The following is an 18,063-nucleotide window of genomic DNA, read 5'->3' on the forward strand; positions in this document are numbered from 1 at the left end:
TTGAACGAAAGTGACGAAAGAATCGGTTTCTCGCAGATAGACGAACAGGTTGACATGAACATATCGAGCGGGAAACCGATTCTGGCTTTGATACTGCTTGATGGCTGATGATTGGGAGGTGATACAGGAATGGGAAAAATTCGCATTCTCGATGATCATTTGGCTAACCAGATTGCAGCAGGAGAAGTCGTGGAACGTCCCGCTTCGATTGTCAAAGAACTGGTTGAAAACGCGATTGATGCCGAAGCGACCCGGATTACCATCCAAATGGAAGAAGGTGGAATTTCGAGCATCCGGGTTTCGGATAATGGGGTGGGCATGGACCCGGAAGATGCAAAACTGGCATTTGCTCGACATGCGACGAGCAAGATCAAAAGAGAGCGGGATCTGTTTGCGATCAGAACTTTGGGATTTCGGGGGGAAGCACTGCCAAGCATTGCTTCCGTGGCTCGTGTAACCTTGACGACCTGCCATGATCCGTCAAAGCCTGCCATATCGGTTCGGATCGAGGGAGGGGAATGGAAAGGAAGCGAAGAAACGGCGCGCCCTCGAGGTACAGACGTGTTGGTGCAGGATTTGTTTTACAATACACCCGCTCGTTTAAAATACTTGAAAACCGTCAATACCGAAATAGGACATGCAGCGGATGTAGTCGGGCGGATGGCTTTGGCACATCCTGAAATCGCTTTTACGCTCATACATTCAGGACGTGAACTGTTTCGTACACCTGGAGATGGGAAGCTGCTGCATGTTTTATATGCCCTCTATGGAAAACAGGTAGCAAGCAAAATGGTACCTATTCATGTGGAAGATATGGATTTTCGCATGACCGGATTTTTCAGCAAACCTGAAGTGACCCGTTCAAGCCGTTCTTACATGACCCTTATTTTAAATGGACGCTATGTACGCAGTATTCCCATTAGCCAATCCATCGTCCAGGCATACGGAACGTTGTTGCCCACAGGACGTTATCCGATCGGTGTATTGCATATTGAAATGGATCCGAAACTTTTGGATGTCAATGTACATCCTTCAAAACTGGAAGTTCGCTTAAGCAAGGAAAAGGAATGCTGTGAGCTGGTACAAAAAGGCATTAAAGAAGCATTCCAAAAACAGACATTTGTACCGAAAGCGACAAGTCCAACCAAACTTTCCCCAGGTCAAGGCAGGAGCGCTGTACAGGAGCGTCTTGATCTTGAACCGCCAAGCTCATTCGAAATGGCGAAAGAAAAGAAAGTTTCAAAGCCGGTCTATCAAGTGATCGGCAAAGAATCAACCCGCTTTGTTCGGGAAGCTGGTTTAAACGAAGAGAAACTGTCATTCAGTACATGGGATCAACGAAGAAAGCAGAAGGAAGAAGAAAAACCTGTACTTCAAGAAGAGAATCAAGAAGAAACAAGAAAAGAAGAAGAAAAGTTACGGATAGAAACAGAAAGTGTGTTGCCAAATAAGGACCGATTACCCTATATGTTGCCAGTTGCGCAAATTCATGGTACTTATATTGTGGCACAGGCGGAAGATGGTTTTTATTTGCTGGATCAGCATGCGGCGCATGAGCGTATTTACTATGAACAGTTCGCACGAAAAATGGGGGAACGAAACCATCGACAGCAGCCATTGTTAATCCCGTTGACGATTGAATGTACCCCATCTGAAACCAAGATTCTGGAGTCTTATCTATCCTATTTGCAAGTGTGGGGACTCGAGATCGAACCTTTTGGTGGCTCTACGTTTATTGTCCGTTCTTATCCAGATTGGTTTCCCAAAGACAGCGAAGAAGAGATTGTTTATGAAATCATCGAATGGCTGAAAGTACATGGCAAAGTCGATACCATGCAGTTGCGTGATGCAGCTGCAAAAATGATGGCTTGTAAAGCGGCGATTAAAGCCAATCGACATTTGCGGCAAGATGAAATGGAATCCTTGTTATCCCAGTTAAGAAACTGTGATAATCCCTTTACTTGTCCGCATGGTCGACCGATTTTTGTCCATTTTTCTACCTACGAATTAGAAAAAATGTTTAAGCGAGTGATGTAAGCCTTGTTTGTGACAACTTCATTTCATCCACGACCGAAGCAAATTCAGGAAGCGCAAATGTTAGCCAGAGAATTGGGTGTCCCATATATCAAGCGAAATCGTTCCTCGCTGACGGAGCTGTTTGCAGAATATAATCATGCGAGTGCGGTGATTATCACCAAACAGGACTGGCGATATGAAGATCATGAGGGACATGTGTTCTTTTTTCATCCCAGTATGTCCATACTGCGAATAAAGCATATTTTGAAAGGCGAGCCGGACTCGCTGATTGCGAGCGCAGGTATTGAACCTGGTGATACCGTACTGGATTGTACACTGGGAATGGGAGCCGATGCGATTGTGGCTTCCTTTGTCACGGGAGAAAAGGGACGAGTTGTAGGACTGGAGAGTGAACCAGCCATAGCTGCAATCGTCAGACATGGCTTGCAAACTTATGACAGCAAACGAAAAGCAGTCAATGAGGCGATGAGGCGTATTGAAGTGATTCAAACAGATTATCGTGAGTACTTGAAACAATGTCCTGACCAATCGTTTGATGTCATATATTTTGATCCCATGTTTCGTCAGACCATTAAAGAGTCTTCAGCAATGCAAGCACTAAAGCCGCTTGCGAATCATGCTCCGCTTGATCCCGAATCTGTCGCAGAAGCCAGGCGTGTTGCTCGCAAAGCTGTCCTTTTAAAAGAGCGTGTGATGAGTGGTGAATTCGAACGGCTGGGCTTTACTGTTATTAAAAAAGCGGCTCATTATGCATGGGGAATCATCACACCAGAGGAGGGGGGGAAGTGAATCAAGATTTACTTGTCATTGTGGGACCCACAGCTGTAGGAAAAACAGCACTTAGTTTGAAGCTGGCAAAAGAGTTTTCAGGTGAAATCATTTCGGGAGACTCGATGCAGGTATATCGTCAAATGGATATTGGTACAGCGAAGGCGACTGTCGAGGAGAGAAAAGAAGTACCACATCATATGATCGACTTGATTGATCCGGATACTTCTTTTTCGGTGCAGGAGTTTCAACAATTGGCACAGAAGTCTATTTTAGAGGTTTATTTGCGTGGACATCTTCCCATGCTAGTAGGAGGAACAGGGTTATATGTAGAGTCGATTACACACGGTTACCACATGCCGCGTGTACCGGAAAATCGCGAATATCGGGCAAAGCTGGCAGCCTTGGCCGAGAAGGAAGGAAATGAGGCTTTGCATCGTCGGCTTCAGGAAGTGGATCCCGAGACGGCCAGTCGCCTGCATCCCAATGATCGAAGGCGGATTATTCGGGCATTGGAAGTATATAATGAAACGGGAAAGCGGTTTTCTGAACTGAAGAAGAAGGAACCATCTCCTTATCGCCTGTTGTGGATCGGATTAACGATGCCACGCCCCTTGTTATATCAACGGATCAATGAAAGAGTGGATCAAATGATGGCCAAAGGGTTGGTCGATGAGGTGCGAAAGTTAAAGGAAAAAGGTTATCACCGTGGTTTGACTTCAATGCAGGCTATCGGGTATAAAGAAATAATAAGCTACCTTGATGGCGAAATGACATTGGAGGAGGCTGTAGATCTGATCAAAAAAGGAACAAGGAAATTTGCCAAACGTCAGCTGTCTTGGTTTCGACGGATTCCCGAGATACACTGGTTTGATGTCACACATGACCAAGTATATGCTCAAATTCAGCAACTGGTAGCAGGAAAGTTTCCGTGCTATAGAGAATAAACTTAAGTAATGTAAAAATACATAGGAGGAGTTACAACAGAAAAATAGTTACAAAGCCAGGTCATGTGTGCGTTTTCCAATTTGATGAAAATATAAGTTGAAAGGCAGGTACAGACATTGAAACAGACGATTAATATTCAAGATACATTCCTCAATCAAATTCGCAAAGAATCAGTACCAGTTACCATCTATCTAGTCAATGGCTATCAACTGCGTGGTGTAGTCAAAGGCTTTGATAATTTCACTATCATTATTGATAGTGAAGGTAAGCAGCAAATGGTATATAAACATGCCATCTCAACCTTCACACCTGCACGCCCCGTTTCTCTGATGTCTTCAGAGGAGAACAAGGAAAATGTAAGCAGATGAATCATGAAAAATCCCGCTTCCAACGATTTTGTCAGGAAGCGGGGTTTTTTCTATCTTTTTCTAATTGCTTTTTTTAAGTGAATCAATTTCCTGTTGGATGGCTTTGAGCTTGTTTCGTTTCTCATCATCGGACAAGTTTGATTTGGATATATATTCCATTTCTTTTTCTCTAACAATACGCATAAGAATTTTTGAGTTTTGTCGTTTGGCGAGATTGTAAGCTTGGGTATAGTCATTTTTTTGGATATATTCAAGAATGGTCTCCAGATTTTTTTGCTTGTGCTTTTTGGCAAATGCCAGAGCTTGTTGAAAGTCTTGCTGTTGCATATAAGCGAAAACGATAGAAAAGATCCGTCGTTCATCGAGAGGGATTTTATCTTTTAAAGCGATGATGGTCTTTTTATCATTCTTGATCAAAGCCTGTTCAAATTGAATGATCGGATGAGTGGGTTTTAATTTTTTAATCGTGTCAAAGTCTCCTATTTTTACATAGGTATTTACTACTTCTTCTGTAAATGCTGGTTGAAGATCAAGAATTTTCTGTGGCTGCTTCGCGCTTAGATAACTGGATAACACAATTTGAGTATCTTCATTACTTAATCTTTTATAATCAATTTTATCAAAATATTTGGTAGCCTCTTCAAAACGTTGCATGGCAGCAAGATTTTTCCCTTTTTCTAAATTGAACTTATGTGGATCTGCCTCGGAGTTGGCGGACTTGAATAAAAAGAAACCGATCCCGCCAATCACAATGGTCGCCAGGCCAATGAGAAATGTTTTTGGTGATTTTTTAGCCTTTGAACCAGGCGCTGGATGAGCCTTGATCGAATCGGGAGAAAGGGATGGGTTTTGGCTATGGGATTGTTCAACGGAACTGGACGGATGTTTTTCTTCCGGTTGTGATGACTCATGAATGAATTCTTCATTTTCTTGCTGTTCTTGGGCTGCTTGATGCCATTGATGCAGGGCTTCCAGTCTTTTTGGCAATGATTCTTTTTCGTGTTCAATGATTTCTTCTAATTCTGTCAAAAGACGGGCTTTGGTTACCTCTTCAAAAAATTGAATATTGGCTACCTGTTCTTGAGGTGGAAGGGAATGGAACAATTCTTCATCATAGCGAAACAGATAGTCAAACATATTTTTGATTTGATCAATGGGGATTCCCTCAAATTCTTCCGTTATAGGCATAACACCACGCAGTCCAACGTAGATCATCCGTGTTTCCAGTTCTTCTACATGGATAATGATATTGACAGGATCCATAACCAATAGATATTCATTATGTTTTTCGAAAAATTTTCCAATCGAAATAAGTTGTTTGGCTATTTCCAGTTTCGCTTCCATGGTCAGTCGATCTTTGATAAAAGTGAGAGGAAAATATCCAGGTTCCAGTTGATAACGTATGACCAGAGATTGATTTTCATGATCCGTCTCCATTTCCAAATCACACGAAATACCCAGATCATACAAGTCAACCAAATCAAATAAGGTTTCTGGTTCTACATCTTTTTTTAATAGCTGGACCACATAAGTCATTTGATTGGTATGTAAATCATGGGTGAGTGTGCCGCCACTCAAATCATAGGAAATACTTTTCAAAGGCGAATCCCCCCAATCTCATAAAGAATAGGGGTGGATCATGCCACCCCTTTTATTTATAGAACATTGGCTTTCTTTTTAAAAGACTTTTTCAGTTTAACTTCAGTAACTTTGCTTTTTTTGCCTTTTTTCTTCGTGAGATATGTTTTTGATTTTTTGAATTTCACTTTTTTACCGGAACCATCATATTTCAGGCCTTTTTTCTTGAGCTTTTTGCTAATGGGTGATTTGTGTTTAGCCAGTTTGTATGATTTTTTCTTTACTTTTTTGACTTGATCCTGTTTGTGAGCTTGCTTGGACTGTTTTTTCGTTTGTTGGTCTGTCACTTTGATACCGGTTGCTTTCGATGGATTGGTTACGACTACCTTACCAGCGATATCCACTGGAATGTGTGGTTCCGATATGAACACCGGCTGAGATGGATTCGTCGGATTAGGTTCCAATTTTGTATCAACTAGTCCTTTATTCCCTTTCTTGATCAGATCCTGGTTGTCATCTTTTCCTTTATGATCCAGCTTGTTGTCGCCTTTGACATGATCAATGAGATCGTTGATCGTATAACCTTTCTTCGGCTTTAATTTGCTAGAACCATCTGAGTAGAAATATTTATAACCCATTAGTTTTCCGAAGTCATCAACAATGGCCAATTTTTGTGTGGTTTTACGCTTATTTTGCTTTGATAATGGGCCATCATTCTTATCCGATCCCTGATTTGTAGCCATTCGTGCAATTCCAAAAACCGGCTCCTTATCTTTTGATTTATCATCGGCTTTTTTGGCTGTGATTTTTGGAATGTATCTGTCCTCGTCATCTTTATCCTGTTTATTTTTTGGAAGGATCGGAGCTTTACTGGCGAGAATGACAGATCCCTTATCGTTGTCTTTATCTTTTTTAACAGATGCTTTTGGCTTTTCTTCTGGAAGTTTGACATGAATATCTAACAAACTGGATTTATCTTTGATATTTGTAAAGAATGGACTTAGTTTGGCGAGGTCATCGACCGATTTTACCTCGACCTTGGGTTGTTTGTCTTTTGCAAGGACTTGTTGTACGTTTTGGATTTGTTTCTGTTCAAAAGCTTTAACGACGGCATTCACCACTTCACGGAACTGCTCTTTGGACAGATTGATTTCCACTTTTTTTGTACTGGCAACAGGAGCAGTTGCTTCTTGCTGAACGGAAGCAGGAATCGTCAATTGGTCAAACTGTTTAACGCCTTCCGTAACATTGACATCATTAACACATCCTGCAAGTACACCAGCAGATAAAGCTGATACCATCACGGTTGCACCGATCTTTTTGGCCAGTTTCTTATAGTCGATGGGTGAACCTTCAGTGGAACCAACTTGCAGGGGGTGTCCAGAATCTGTTCGGAAAAATTCGAGCAACTCATAAGGTGATTTTTTATCCATGGTTTTCCCCCTCGATGGATATAAACGGTTTTATTCAGAATATTAATAAAAAAATCCACAAGAAGAAAAGCGGATCCAATAACTAATCCACTTGCTTCTTGGAAAAAAATTAAAAGAGAGTCATTTACTTGGATAAATAGAGACTATAGGGAATTAAGATAACTAATCATATATTAACAAAATTCTATAATCATTATAAGCCGATCAATGGGTCAATGCAAGTACTAAAATGTAAAAATATCTATAATTCTAATGTTTTTTTGGAGTAAGGCCTTTTTTTAGGAAAAATTTGAATGATCTTTGCAAAGAAATTAACGTTCGAACAATCATCTTGGTAAAAAAGCTGGTACAGAGAAAGAAAACGGTTCCAAAACAATACCGAAACTTTGTTAACAATCTGCGGGAAAAAGACACCATCTTTTGGGCGGTTGCGTATACTTTAGCAAGGAGTTAGTACCAAGGGGGAGTTTGATGAGCAAACGCGTTCTGATGCAAGAGGCAAAGAATCGCATTCATGTGGTGTTTGAAAGGGAACACTGCAGATCAGGGATGGAGCAAGTGCCAGCCTTGTCTTGTATCGATGAGCCTGGGCCTTTACGTGCCTGTTTGGATAAATTGGATCATTTGGTCGGTTTAAATGGAGTAAAAGAGTTTGTAAAGGAGATTTATGCCTGGCTAGAGATTAACAAGCGTCGGCGTGCAGTGGGTCTCAGTGCGGATCAACAGGTTTTGCACATGATGTTCACAGGAAACCCCGGAACTGGAAAAACAACCGTGGCCCGTATTTTGGCTGAGCTTTTTCGTGAAATGGGAGTTTTGTCGAAAGGGCATTTGGTGGAAGTGGAGCGGGCAGATTTGGTGGGCGAATATATTGGTCATACAGCGCAAAAGACCAGAGAGCATGTAAAAAAGGCTTTGGGTGGGATTTTATTTATTGATGAAGCCTATTCACTGGCACGTGGTGGTGAAAAGGATTTTGGTAAAGAAGCGATTGATACCATGGTTAAATCGATGGAAGACTATTGTAATGATTTTATCTTGATTTTGGCTGGATATGTGGAGGAGATGGAGCATTTTTTGCACACGAATCCCGGTTTACCTTCCCGTTTTCCGATCCGGCTTCACTTTACAGATTTTTCTCTTGATGAGTTAATGGTTATTGCAGAAAATATGTTACAGGAACGGCAATATCGTTTGTCTTTGACAGCACAGGAAAAACTCAGACATCATTTGTCAAAACAGTTGGCTGTTCAGGATCAGCCATTTGGCAATGCCCGGTATATTCGAAATATCGTGGAACAGGCGATTCGAAACCAGGCTGTTCGATTGCTACATATGCGTTATACATCCAAGGAGGAATTAATGACCATTCGTGGCGAAGACTTGAGATTTCATCATCACGAAGAGAAACAAAGAATTTATTCATGGTATAATGAGAAAGGATAAAATTTGAAAGGATGGTCCAACATCGAAACGAACGGATTGAGAGAAAAGGCCATATTGGTAGGATGTGGATCAAAGAGAAATGAATGGGAATTGCGTTCGTCATTGGCTGAACTTCAGCGACTTGCGGAAACTTCACAAGCGATGGTTGTAGATACTGTTCTCCAATTTCGTGACCGGAATGACCCGGCATGGTTTATTGGAAAAGGAAAAGCGGAAGAAGTGGCTCGGCTTGCCACTGAGCATGAAGTCGACCTGATTATTTTTGATCAGGAATTATCTCCAGCTCAAGTCAATCATCTAGAAAAAATCATGCCTTGCAAAGTCATTGATCGAACGCAGTTGATTTTGGATATATTTGCGCAGCGTGCCCAAACAAAAGAGGGACGCTTGCAAGTAGAGTTGGCACAATTGGAATATCTACTGCCTCGTTTAACGGGACGTGGAAAAGATTTATCCCGACTTGGTGGCGGAATCGGAACCCGTGGACCTGGAGAGAAAAAATTGGAGACAGATCGTCGACACATTCGACGCCAAATCCGAATATTAAAGAAAGAATTGGCTGAAATCAAGCGGCATCGGGCTTTATACCGGGCGAGAAGGAAGAAAAATAACCTGACACAAGTAGCTCTGGTTGGTTATACCAATGCTGGAAAATCGACTTTATTAAATCGTTTGACAGGAGCCAATGTGCTAAGTGAAGACCAATTGTTTGCCACTTTGGATCCCACTTCACGTTTGTTGGAGTTGCCAGGGGGCAAGCAGGTACTGTTGACCGATACAGTTGGTTTTATTCGCCATCTGCCACATGACTTGGTAGCGGCATTTCGCTCTACTTTGGAAGAAGTGAAAGAAGCCGATTTGTTGATCCATGTGGTAGATGCAAGCCATCCAGAAGCGAGCGAGCAGATGGAAACGGTCGAAAGAGTTTTAAGCGACTTGGGAGCAGCCCATCTGCCTGTCCTTGTTGTATTCAATAAAAAGGACTTGATCGAATCGTCCGATGCCCATTTTGTCCAGCTGTATTCTCAACAGGAAAAACTGATGATTTCTGCCTGGAATGATGAGGATCTCATGTTACTCAAAGAAAAACTGGGACAGATGTTAACAAAAGAGGAATTGTGGGGACAGGCAGAAATCCCGGTGGAAAAAGGGGACTGGATTTCGACCCTTTATCAGTCAGCAGAAGTACTCAGTTCCAAAGTAACAGGACTCACGATGCAACTGCAGTTACGGCTTTCTGTAGAAAATTATGAAAGGTTGTCGCCTGAGTTAAAAGCATGTATTCAGAGGCATTATTAATCAAACTTCAATCGTAGAAATGGTGTTACAAAGTGTACAAGCAGTTGAACCACCCTTTGTGGATTAAAGAGAAAGTGGAAAAAATCGAACAGAGAATCGCACCCGAAATTCGGCGCATTGAACAGCAAGTGGATGAGCATCAGTGGAGAGTTTTGCACTTTTTTCGCCAGCATGGAGTCAGCGAATATCATTTGCAATCGTCCACAGGCTATGGTTATGATGATGTAGGTAGAGAAGTATTTGAGAGGATCTTTGCGGACCTGTTTGGGGCGGAACTCGCCTTGGTTCGCCCCCATATCATTTCGGGTACTCATGCGATAGCAGCCTGTTTGTATGGTGTGCTGCGTCCTGGAGATGAACTGATTTATCTTAGTGGAAAGCCCTACGATACCCTGCAGCAAGTGATTGGAACGGAATCAGACGGATCAGGATCTCTTATGGATTATGGCATTCGCTATAAAGAAATTCCGCTATTGCCTGATGGTTCCGTCGATTTTGCCACGTTTCAATCTCTCTTGACGGATCGAACGAAGGTAGTGGGCATTCAACGGTCACGTGGCTATGCCGATCGGCCTTCTTTTACCATCAGCCAGATTGCCGAGATGATTGGACAAATCCGTGAAATTCGTTCGGATCTTGTCGTATTTGTCGATAACTGTTATGGCGAATTTGTTGAAGATAAAGAGCCAACTCATGTAGGTGCAGATCTCATTGCTGGTTCTCTGATTAAAAATCCAGGTGGTGGACTGGCCAAATCAGGAGGATATATCGCTGGTAAAGAAAAATGGGTGAAAAAGGCGGCAGCGCGCCTGGTCGCGCCTGGAATCGGTTTGGAAGGCGGCGCCACTTTTGGATATTTGCGAGATTATTACCAGGGTCTTTTTCTTGCTCCTCATGTGGTCGGCGAGGCATTGAAGGGTGCTGTATTTGCTGCTGCTCTTTTGGAAGAGATCGGCTTTGATACGACACCCAAATGGAATGAAGTTCGAACCGATATCATTCAACAGGTTCGCTTGGGTAACCCAGACCTTTTAGTGGCATTTTGTCAAGGAATTCAAGCAGGTTCACCTGTGGATGCTCATATTGCACCTGTTCCTGCCCCGATGCCGGGTTACAAAGATCCTGTCATTATGGCAGCAGGTACATTTGTTCAGGGAGCAAGTATCGAATTATCTGCGGATGGACCACTTCGGCCGCCGTACATTGCTTATTTGCAAGGTGGGCTAACCTATTCCCATGTAAAAATTGCCCTGATTCAGGCTGTTGATCGCATGATAGAGACAGGAAAAATTGATAGATAATCAGTTGGGGAGAGGAAAGGAAGAGGAATCGGGTGGAAACGATTTGGTGGATCATCGTCATTGCCTTGTTTGTGCTTGGATATATTGGGATTATTTTGCCTGTGTTGCCAGATATGCCGTTTTTTTGGGCAGGGTTTGTCATTTATCACTTTTTCATCGATAAAGTCGATTTGGGCTGGGGATTTTGGATCACCGTACATAGTATGACGTTACTGTTTATTCTTGGTGACTTTGTGATTCAGGGATACCTGACCAAAAAGTATGGTGGCTCCAATATATCTGTCTGGGCTTCCATCATCGGGATGATTGTCTCGATCCCGTTTGGTCCCATTGCGATTGTCTTGGTTCCGATGGCTTTGATTTTTGTGATTGAAATGCTTTTGAACAAAACAGCAAAAGAAGCTTTTAAAATCAGTTTGAGCAGTATTTTTACCTTGATCTTCAGTACGTTATTCAAATTGGTCGTCGTTACAGGCGTATTGATCTGGTTTGCATGGAAAGTGGTGTAAATGAATGGAGTTTATTCTTCGGATAAGTGACCGGAGAATAAACTCTTTTTTTATGTGATCTCGGAAAAATGAAACATGATAAATGCAAAATGAAAACGCTGACAATATCCGGATTTGGTTTCGATTCGATATTTTTGGAGGGTAAATAAACGTCTTTTAGTCTACCCAATACCATTTCATTTTTTATGTCATCTTTCTTAACATCGCTTGACATGAAATGTGACATATGTATATAATAAGAGCAAGTAAGCCATTCTGAGTAAGAGGAAGGAGAGAGCTGCGATGCGAGACCAGATCCGGCGAAATATGCCTTTATTTCCCATGCGGATCGTGACCAAGTTGACGGAGCTGACCCCGCGTCAGATTCGTTATTATGAACAACAAGGACTTATCAGTCCATCGCGGACGAGTGGGAATCAACGGCTTTTTTCCTTTAATGACGTGGATCGATTACTGGAAATCAAGTCGTTAATGGAAAAAGGTGTAAATATCGCCGGGGTTAAAGAGGTATTGTTAAAATCGCAGCAGGTGCTAGAGGCGAAAAAAGAAGTGGAGAAAGTCAAACAGGAGATGTCCGAGCAAGAGTTGCGTCGTATGTTGAAGCAACAATTGATCATTCCATCCCGCCCAGGACAAACGCATCTGATTCATGGAGAGCTTTCACGCTTCTTCCGGCACTAGGTGTGAACGGCAATGGCTTAAAGAAATTGGAGTAAAGGGGAGAGCATCAAATGCCAAAAAAGCTGACGAAAGAAGATATCCTGCGTATTGCCGAACAGGAAAATGTTCAGTATATCCGTCTTCAGTTTACCGATTTGCTGGGCACCATTAAAAACGTTGAGATCCCACGTAGCCAATTGGAAAAAGCATTGGATAACAAAATAATGTTTGATGGTTCTTCGATTGAAGGTTTTGTACGCATTGAAGAATCCGATATGTACTTATATCCTGACCTCGATACTTGGGTCATTTATCCTTGGTCCAATGATTTGGGAAAAGTAGCAGGTATCACCTGTGACATTTATAATCCGGATGGTACACCATTTGAAGGGGATCCACGTGGCATTCTGAAAAAAGTATTGAAAGAAGCAAAAGATATGGGCTTTACCGCATTCAATGTTGGAACTGAGCCAGAGTTCTTCCTGTTCAAGACAGATGAAAACGGCGAGCCAACCCTGAATCTCAATGACCAAGGTGGATATTTTGACTTGGCACCTCTTGATTTAGGTGAAAACTGCCGACGTGATATTGTTTTGACGCTGGATAAAATGGGCTTTGAAGTAGAAGCATCCCATCATGAGGTTGCGCCTGGCCAGCATGAAATCGATTTTAAATATGCAGATGCGATTACCACAGCGGATAATATTCAAACCTTTAAGCTGGTTGTGAAAAACGTTGCCCGCAACTATGGTTTACACGCAACCTTTATGCCAAAACCGCTGTTTGGTGTGAACGGTTCTGGCATGCACTGTCATATGTCTCTCTTCAAAGGAAATGTGAATGCTTTCTATGATGAAAATGATGAATTGGGCTTAAGCGAAACGGCTCGTCATTTCCTGGCTGGAATTTTAAAACATGCACGTTCATTTACAGCGGTAACCAACCCAACTATTAACTCCTATAAACGTTTGGTACCAGGATATGAAGCACCCTGTTATGTTGCATGGTCTCCAAAAAACCGTAGTCCATTGGTGCGAGTTCCTGCTTCTCGTGGACTGAGCACACGGATTGAAGTACGTAGTCCCGATCCATCTGCCAACCCATATCTGGCGCTTGCTGTTATGTTGAAAGCTGGTTTGGATGGAATCAAGAATAAATTGCCACTGCCTAAACAAACGGATCGTAACATCTATGTGATGGATGAAACAGAACGCAGAGATGCGGGTATTGAAAACTTGCCAGCCAACTTGGCTGAGGCCCTTGAAGAACTGAAGAACAACCCCGTTATTTCTGAGGCATTGGGCGAACATGCATTGGCTCACTTCATCGAAGCGAAAGAAATTGAATGGGATATGTTCCGTACACAGGTTCATCCATGGGAACGTGAACAATACATGTCATTGTATTAATATGAGTCTGTTAAAATTGGACAACCCCTCGAGGTTAGCTGTGTAACTGACACAGTTAGCCGGAGGGGGTTTTTCCATTTCTGGGCTTGTCCGTTATTTTTTTTCATAAATCGGGAAGTTTTGCTTCTCATTGATCACTTCAACAATATTTTCATATGCGTTTTTCCATTTCTTTTCTGTCAGTCCCTCATAGCCATCCAATGACGCTGGCGTTTCGGAAGGCATCGGTACAACTTCGACATGATATCCTTTTTTGTAAGTATAGATAGGCAAGAAAGAAACATGGGTGATTTGTACTTTTTTGGCTGCTGGATCTTTTACGACATCAAAGTAAATGATCGCGCTTTCATCGGTATGTTCTTTCACTTGATAGGAAATGAAATTCCCCATGGAATAAATAATGAGTTTCTCTTTCCCGTCCATTTTCACTTTTTCTACCCGTTGTAAAACATGTGGATGGTTGCCCAAAATGACATCGGCTCCGTCTTTTAGCACTTGATTGGCTACTTTTCTTTGATATTCATTTGGTTTTCTTTGATATTCTTCACCAAAATGAAGGGAGACAGCCACAAACTCGGCTCCCTGTTTTTTAGCCTCTTGAATGTCTTTCCTGATTTGCTTTAAGTCGATTCGATTGACCAGATAATCTTCAGGAACAGGAATGCCGTTGGTTGTCTCTGTGTAGGCTAAAAATGCAAAGCGAATGCCATTTTTTTCTACGATCGTCGGTTTCCTTTGTTCAGCAGATGGAGCAGTTCCCGCTGTTTTGATTCCTTTTTCATTGACTACTTTGTATGTACGTTTGACACCGGCCGCACCTGTGTCCATGGCATGATTGTTTGCGGTACTGACCACATCGACTCCGGCATCCTTTAATGCGTCCACGATCTCGTCAGGAGCATTGAAGTGCGGATAACCGGTATATGGCTTTTTTCCACGCAAGGTAAACTCTAGATTCCCCACTGCCAGATCGGGTGAAGTAAGATAAGGTTTGATTTTGGTGAAGAACTGGTGAAAATCATAGGAGCCATCTTCTTTTTCCCCATCTTTGATTTGCCAGTCATGCATCATGATATCGCCAAAAGCTGCTATCTGTACCCGACTGGGTCCTGTTTGCTTTGGTGAAGTTTTCGGCTCTTGCTTCACCGGTTTGGTTTGAAACAGGCCAAAGAAGTCGAAAAACCAGGCAACCAGGGTGAGTACCATAATGAACGGTATCGTGATCCATAGTTTTTTCAGAACAGATCATCTCCCATAATAAATAAAATTTTTTTATATTATTTGCTTCCTAAATATCATAGAATATTTTTGTTTGTCATGGCTATCTTTTTCGAGATTGTTACTAGAATTGACTCATTTTGAATGATGACGGTATAATCAAATTTAGCTTGATTTTTGGATGGGGGTTACACACGTGTTGGTAAGAATTGATCGTATTTCTGAACATGTCGGTCAAGAGATCAAAATTGGCGGATGGTTATACAACAAGCGTTCCAGTGGAAAAATCCAGTTTTTACAGTTAAGAGATGGTACTGGATTTGTCCAGGGAGTATTGGTGAAAAATCAGGTAGAGCCGGAAGTGTGGGAAACAGCCAAACAATTGACACAGGAAAGCTCGCTCTATGTTTGGGGTGTAGTGCGGGCCGATGAACGGGCTCCCAGTGGTTATGAGCTGGATGTAACCAAGGTGGAGATTATTCAGTTAGCCGAAGAGTATCCCATTCAGAAAAAAGAGCATGGTGTCGATTTCCTGATGGATCATCGCCATTTATGGATTCGTTCACCCAGACAGCGGGCTATTTTGAAGATTCGTGCCGAGATTATCCGTGCGATTCAGGATCACTTGAATCAACAAGGGTTTACATTGGTTGATCCGCCCATTTTGACTCCATCAGCCTGTGAAGGGACAACCAATTTATTCCACACCAAATATTTTGATGAAGATGCTTATTTAACCCAAAGTGGACAGTTGTATATGGAAGCAGCAGCGATGGCATTGAACCGGGTGTATTCGTTTGGCCCTACATTCCGGGCAGAAAAATCCAAAACCCGTCGTCATCTCATCGAGTTCTGGATGATTGAACCGGAAATGGCTTTTGTCGATCATGAAGGAAATCTGGAAATCCAGGAACAGTTAGTGGCTCATATTGTAGATCATGTATTGAATCATTGTCAGGCAGAATTAAAAACACTCGGTCGGGATCTCAGCGCCTTGGAAAAGGTAAAAGCACCATTCCCACGCATTACGTATGATGAAGCTGTTGAGCTGTTACATAGGGAAGGTTTCTCCGATTTTCAGTGGGGAGATGATTTTGGCGCACCACATGAAACCAAAATCGCTGAAAGCTTTGACCGTCCTGTATTCATTACCCATTATCCGACCGAAGTCAAGGCTTTTTATATGAAACCGGACCCCAACCGTCCCGAGGTGGTTTTATGTGCAGACTTAATTGCTCCAGAGGGATATGGTGAAATTATCGGAGGAAGCCAGCGGATTGATGACCCAGAGTTATTGGCAGAGCGTTTTGAAGTCCATCGCTTGCCAAAAGAAGCTTATGCATGGTATCTGGATTTGCGCAAATATGGCTCGGTGCCACACTCTGGCTTCGGACTTGGTTTGGAAAGAACGGTTGCATGGATTTGTGGACTGGAACACGTACGTGAAACCATTCCATTCCCACGCATGTTGAACCGATTGTACCCATAATCGTTGATGATTTAAGGGGAAAGATTGACCATTCCTTGATCTGTTTTTGGAGGCATGCAAATGCATGTCTCTTTTTTACGCAATCTTTGTCAACAAACCGGAGAGTTAATTCTCATGCTTTTTTATTTTTCAAGTCTGTTTCTAAACAGGCAATCAATGATATAGTTATAGATTGAGAAAGGAGGATGAACATGGAACAGAATAAAGTAGTGCAAACTAGACTGGTTCATCTCCTCCAAGAGGGTTCCATTGCATTGCCGGTTGTACTGTTTAAGGAATACAAGCGTTTGGGTCTTTCCGAAAAAGAAGTGATGCTACTCATTCATCTTTATTTGTATCAGGAAAAAGAACATAAAACATTTCCGACGATCAACGAACTGGAAGAACGGATGAATGTAACAGCGGATGAGCTGATTCAGCTCATCGAAAGATTGGTCCGTAGTGGATTGTTGGAAATTGAAGAGGAAGTGAATGAAAGCGGTCTTCACTCAGAGCGTTACTGTTTAACCCCTTTGTTCGAACGGTTGGCTATCTCCTATATGGAAAGACAAAATGAAACCGAGGAGAAACAGGAAAACAGTTATGAAAACATTTTCCATCTGTTTGAACAGGAGTTTGGTCGTCCGCTTTCTCCGTGGGAGTGTGAAACATTAGCTCAATGGATTGATGTAGACGGTTATAAAGAGGAATTGATTGAAGCGGCTCTAAGAGAAGCCATTTTTTGCGGGAAAATGAGTATTCGCTATATTGATCGCATTCTATTAGAATGGCAACAAAACCAGATTGAAACCGTCGAGCAAGCGATCGAATATTCTAGAAAATTTAGACAAAGGGGAATGTTATACCAGTCAACAGAGAAGAGCCAGCGTGCGAAGCCAGCATTCTCTTTTTATAACTGGGTAAATCAAGAGTGATTTTTCATAGAATGAACACATAGATCCTAGCAGTATGATTGCTAGGGTTTTTTTATTGATTATATTGTCTATCAAGATCATCATCCGATGAGATAGGATATGTAAGCCACAGTAAAGTTGAACCCGGTTTTCCTTTTCCAGTTGAACGACTTCTTGCTCGTATTTATAGAGCGGGAGTGAAACGGAAAAGGAAAATCGGCATATAACGGAAACTTTGTCAACAAGCTGATAGAAATATGGATTGATTTTGACATGATTTCTCTGATGATACATATGTATAAATTATGGGTGTCAAAATGGATTTTTTATAAAGGGGGCGGGGTGATCACATGAAACCGACTTTATGGGGATTCGGCTGGTTTCATCCTAAAGACGATGAGAAAACGGGCTGTGGATGGCTCCATTCTCGGCCGGGTGAAAATTTTGGTTTTGATTGGTCACTGGTGGGGACCGGTGCTCAGGATCAGCAAGAAAAAATCCAATGGAGTAACAGCCCTTTTTCCATGTTGGGGGCACCTCGTCGCTGCGAATGCTGTGGCCAGGTTTATTGAAGTGATAGGCTTCTCAATGGAATTCGGCTTGCTCACCGAAGGCAAGTCGATTTTTTTGTGTGTTTATGACAAAAAAAGGGGAATTGAGGCCGCTCTATAAACCCGGTTTTCCTTTTCCAGTTGAACGACTTCTTG

The 18,063-nt window shown here is 42.3% G+C and carries 16 protein-coding genes; 13 read left to right on the forward strand and 3 right to left on the reverse strand.

Annotated features, from left to right (window positions below):
* Positions 1-129 precede the first annotated feature (129 nt).
* From mutL to hfq, 4 genes are all read left to right on the forward strand, one after another.
* The gene (gene mutL / locus BMZ78_RS11630) at positions 130-2,037 is read left to right on the forward strand and encodes a DNA mismatch repair endonuclease MutL (protein WP_093230502.1); all 1,908 of its coding nucleotides are present in this window, start codon (positions 130-132) and stop codon (positions 2,035-2,037) included.
* Positions 2,038-2,046: 9 nt separating this feature from the next.
* Positions 2,047-2,826, forward strand: a complete 780-nt coding sequence (locus BMZ78_RS11635) for a class I SAM-dependent methyltransferase (protein ID WP_245739843.1) — start codon at positions 2,047-2,049, stop codon at positions 2,824-2,826.
* Positions 2,790-3,752, forward strand: a complete 963-nt coding sequence (gene miaA / locus BMZ78_RS11640) for a tRNA (adenosine(37)-N6)-dimethylallyltransferase MiaA (protein WP_093230505.1) — start codon at positions 2,790-2,792, stop codon at positions 3,750-3,752. The genes BMZ78_RS11635 and miaA overlap by 37 nt, the downstream gene beginning before the upstream one ends.
* A gap of 117 nt (positions 3,753-3,869) precedes the next feature.
* Positions 3,870-4,121: an RNA chaperone Hfq gene (hfq, locus tag BMZ78_RS11645; RefSeq protein ID WP_093230506.1), complete on the forward strand. Its 252-nt coding sequence runs from the start codon at positions 3,870-3,872 to the stop codon at positions 4,119-4,121.
* 60 nt (positions 4,122-4,181) lie between these two features.
* On the opposite strand, the gene BMZ78_RS11650 is transcribed toward hfq, so the two are convergent.
* Positions 4,182-5,720 (reverse strand): hypothetical protein, encoded by a 1,539-nt coding sequence (locus BMZ78_RS11650; protein ID WP_093230507.1) that lies wholly within the window; start codon positions 5,718-5,720, stop codon positions 4,182-4,184.
* A gap of 56 nt (positions 5,721-5,776) precedes the next feature.
* Positions 5,777-7,132: a hypothetical protein gene (locus BMZ78_RS11655; RefSeq protein ID WP_093230509.1), complete on the reverse strand. Its 1,356-nt coding sequence runs from the start codon at positions 7,130-7,132 to the stop codon at positions 5,777-5,779.
* Between the two features lie 471 nt (positions 7,133-7,603).
* On the opposite strand from BMZ78_RS11655, the gene spoVK reads away from it, so the two are divergent.
* The 6 genes from spoVK to glnA all read left to right on the forward strand — a co-directional run bounded on the left by spoVK (position 7,604) and on the right by glnA (position 13,756).
* Positions 7,604-8,578, forward strand: a complete 975-nt coding sequence (gene spoVK, locus BMZ78_RS11660) for a stage V sporulation protein K (RefSeq protein WP_245739833.1) — start codon at positions 7,604-7,606, stop codon at positions 8,576-8,578.
* Positions 8,579-8,581: 3 nt separating this feature from the next.
* Positions 8,582-9,877 carry a GTPase HflX gene (gene hflX / locus BMZ78_RS11665; protein WP_245739834.1) on the forward strand — a complete coding sequence of 432 codons (1,296 nt, stop codon included), beginning with the start codon at positions 8,582-8,584 and terminating at the stop codon, positions 9,875-9,877.
* A gap of 32 nt (positions 9,878-9,909) precedes the next feature.
* Positions 9,910-11,178, forward strand: a complete 1,269-nt coding sequence (locus BMZ78_RS11670; RefSeq protein WP_093230510.1) for a methionine gamma-lyase family protein — start codon at positions 9,910-9,912, stop codon at positions 11,176-11,178.
* 32 nt (positions 11,179-11,210) lie between these two features.
* Positions 11,211-11,687 carry a DUF456 domain-containing protein gene (locus BMZ78_RS11675; protein ID WP_093230512.1) on the forward strand — a complete coding sequence of 159 codons (477 nt, stop codon included), beginning with the start codon at positions 11,211-11,213 and terminating at the stop codon, positions 11,685-11,687.
* 282 nt (positions 11,688-11,969) lie between these two features.
* Positions 11,970-12,368 carry a MerR family transcriptional regulator gene (locus tag BMZ78_RS11680; protein ID WP_093230513.1) on the forward strand — a complete coding sequence of 133 codons (399 nt, stop codon included), beginning with the start codon at positions 11,970-11,972 and terminating at the stop codon, positions 12,366-12,368.
* Positions 12,369-12,418: 50 nt separating this feature from the next.
* A complete protein-coding gene (gene glnA / locus BMZ78_RS11685) occupies positions 12,419-13,756 on the forward strand; it encodes a type I glutamate--ammonia ligase (RefSeq protein WP_093230515.1) in 1,338 nt (445 codons plus the stop codon).
* A gap of 93 nt (positions 13,757-13,849) precedes the next feature.
* On the opposite strand, the gene BMZ78_RS11690 is transcribed toward glnA, so the two are convergent.
* Positions 13,850-14,962, reverse strand: a complete 1,113-nt coding sequence (locus BMZ78_RS11690; protein WP_093230516.1) for a CapA family protein — start codon at positions 14,960-14,962, stop codon at positions 13,850-13,852.
* 193 nt (positions 14,963-15,155) lie between these two features.
* Here BMZ78_RS11690 and asnS point away from each other — a divergent pair, with 193 nt between their 5' ends.
* The 3 genes from asnS to BMZ78_RS11705 all read left to right on the forward strand — a co-directional run bounded on the left by asnS (position 15,156) and on the right by BMZ78_RS11705 (position 17,928).
* Positions 15,156-16,463: an asparagine--tRNA ligase gene (gene asnS / locus BMZ78_RS11695; RefSeq protein ID WP_093230518.1), complete on the forward strand. Its 1,308-nt coding sequence runs from the start codon at positions 15,156-15,158 to the stop codon at positions 16,461-16,463.
* Between the two features lie 191 nt (positions 16,464-16,654).
* Positions 16,655-17,377 (forward strand): DnaD domain-containing protein, encoded by a 723-nt coding sequence (locus BMZ78_RS11700; RefSeq protein ID WP_245739836.1) that lies wholly within the window; start codon positions 16,655-16,657, stop codon positions 17,375-17,377.
* Positions 17,378-17,706: 329 nt separating this feature from the next.
* A complete protein-coding gene (locus BMZ78_RS11705) occupies positions 17,707-17,928 on the forward strand; it encodes a hypothetical protein (protein WP_093230521.1) in 222 nt (73 codons plus the stop codon).
* The last annotated feature ends 135 nt before the right edge of the window (positions 17,929-18,063 follow it).

This window comes from Thermoflavimicrobium dichotomicum, assembly GCF_900114055.1.
Lineage (GTDB): Bacteria > Bacillota > Bacilli > Thermoactinomycetales > Thermoactinomycetaceae > Thermoflavimicrobium > Thermoflavimicrobium dichotomicum.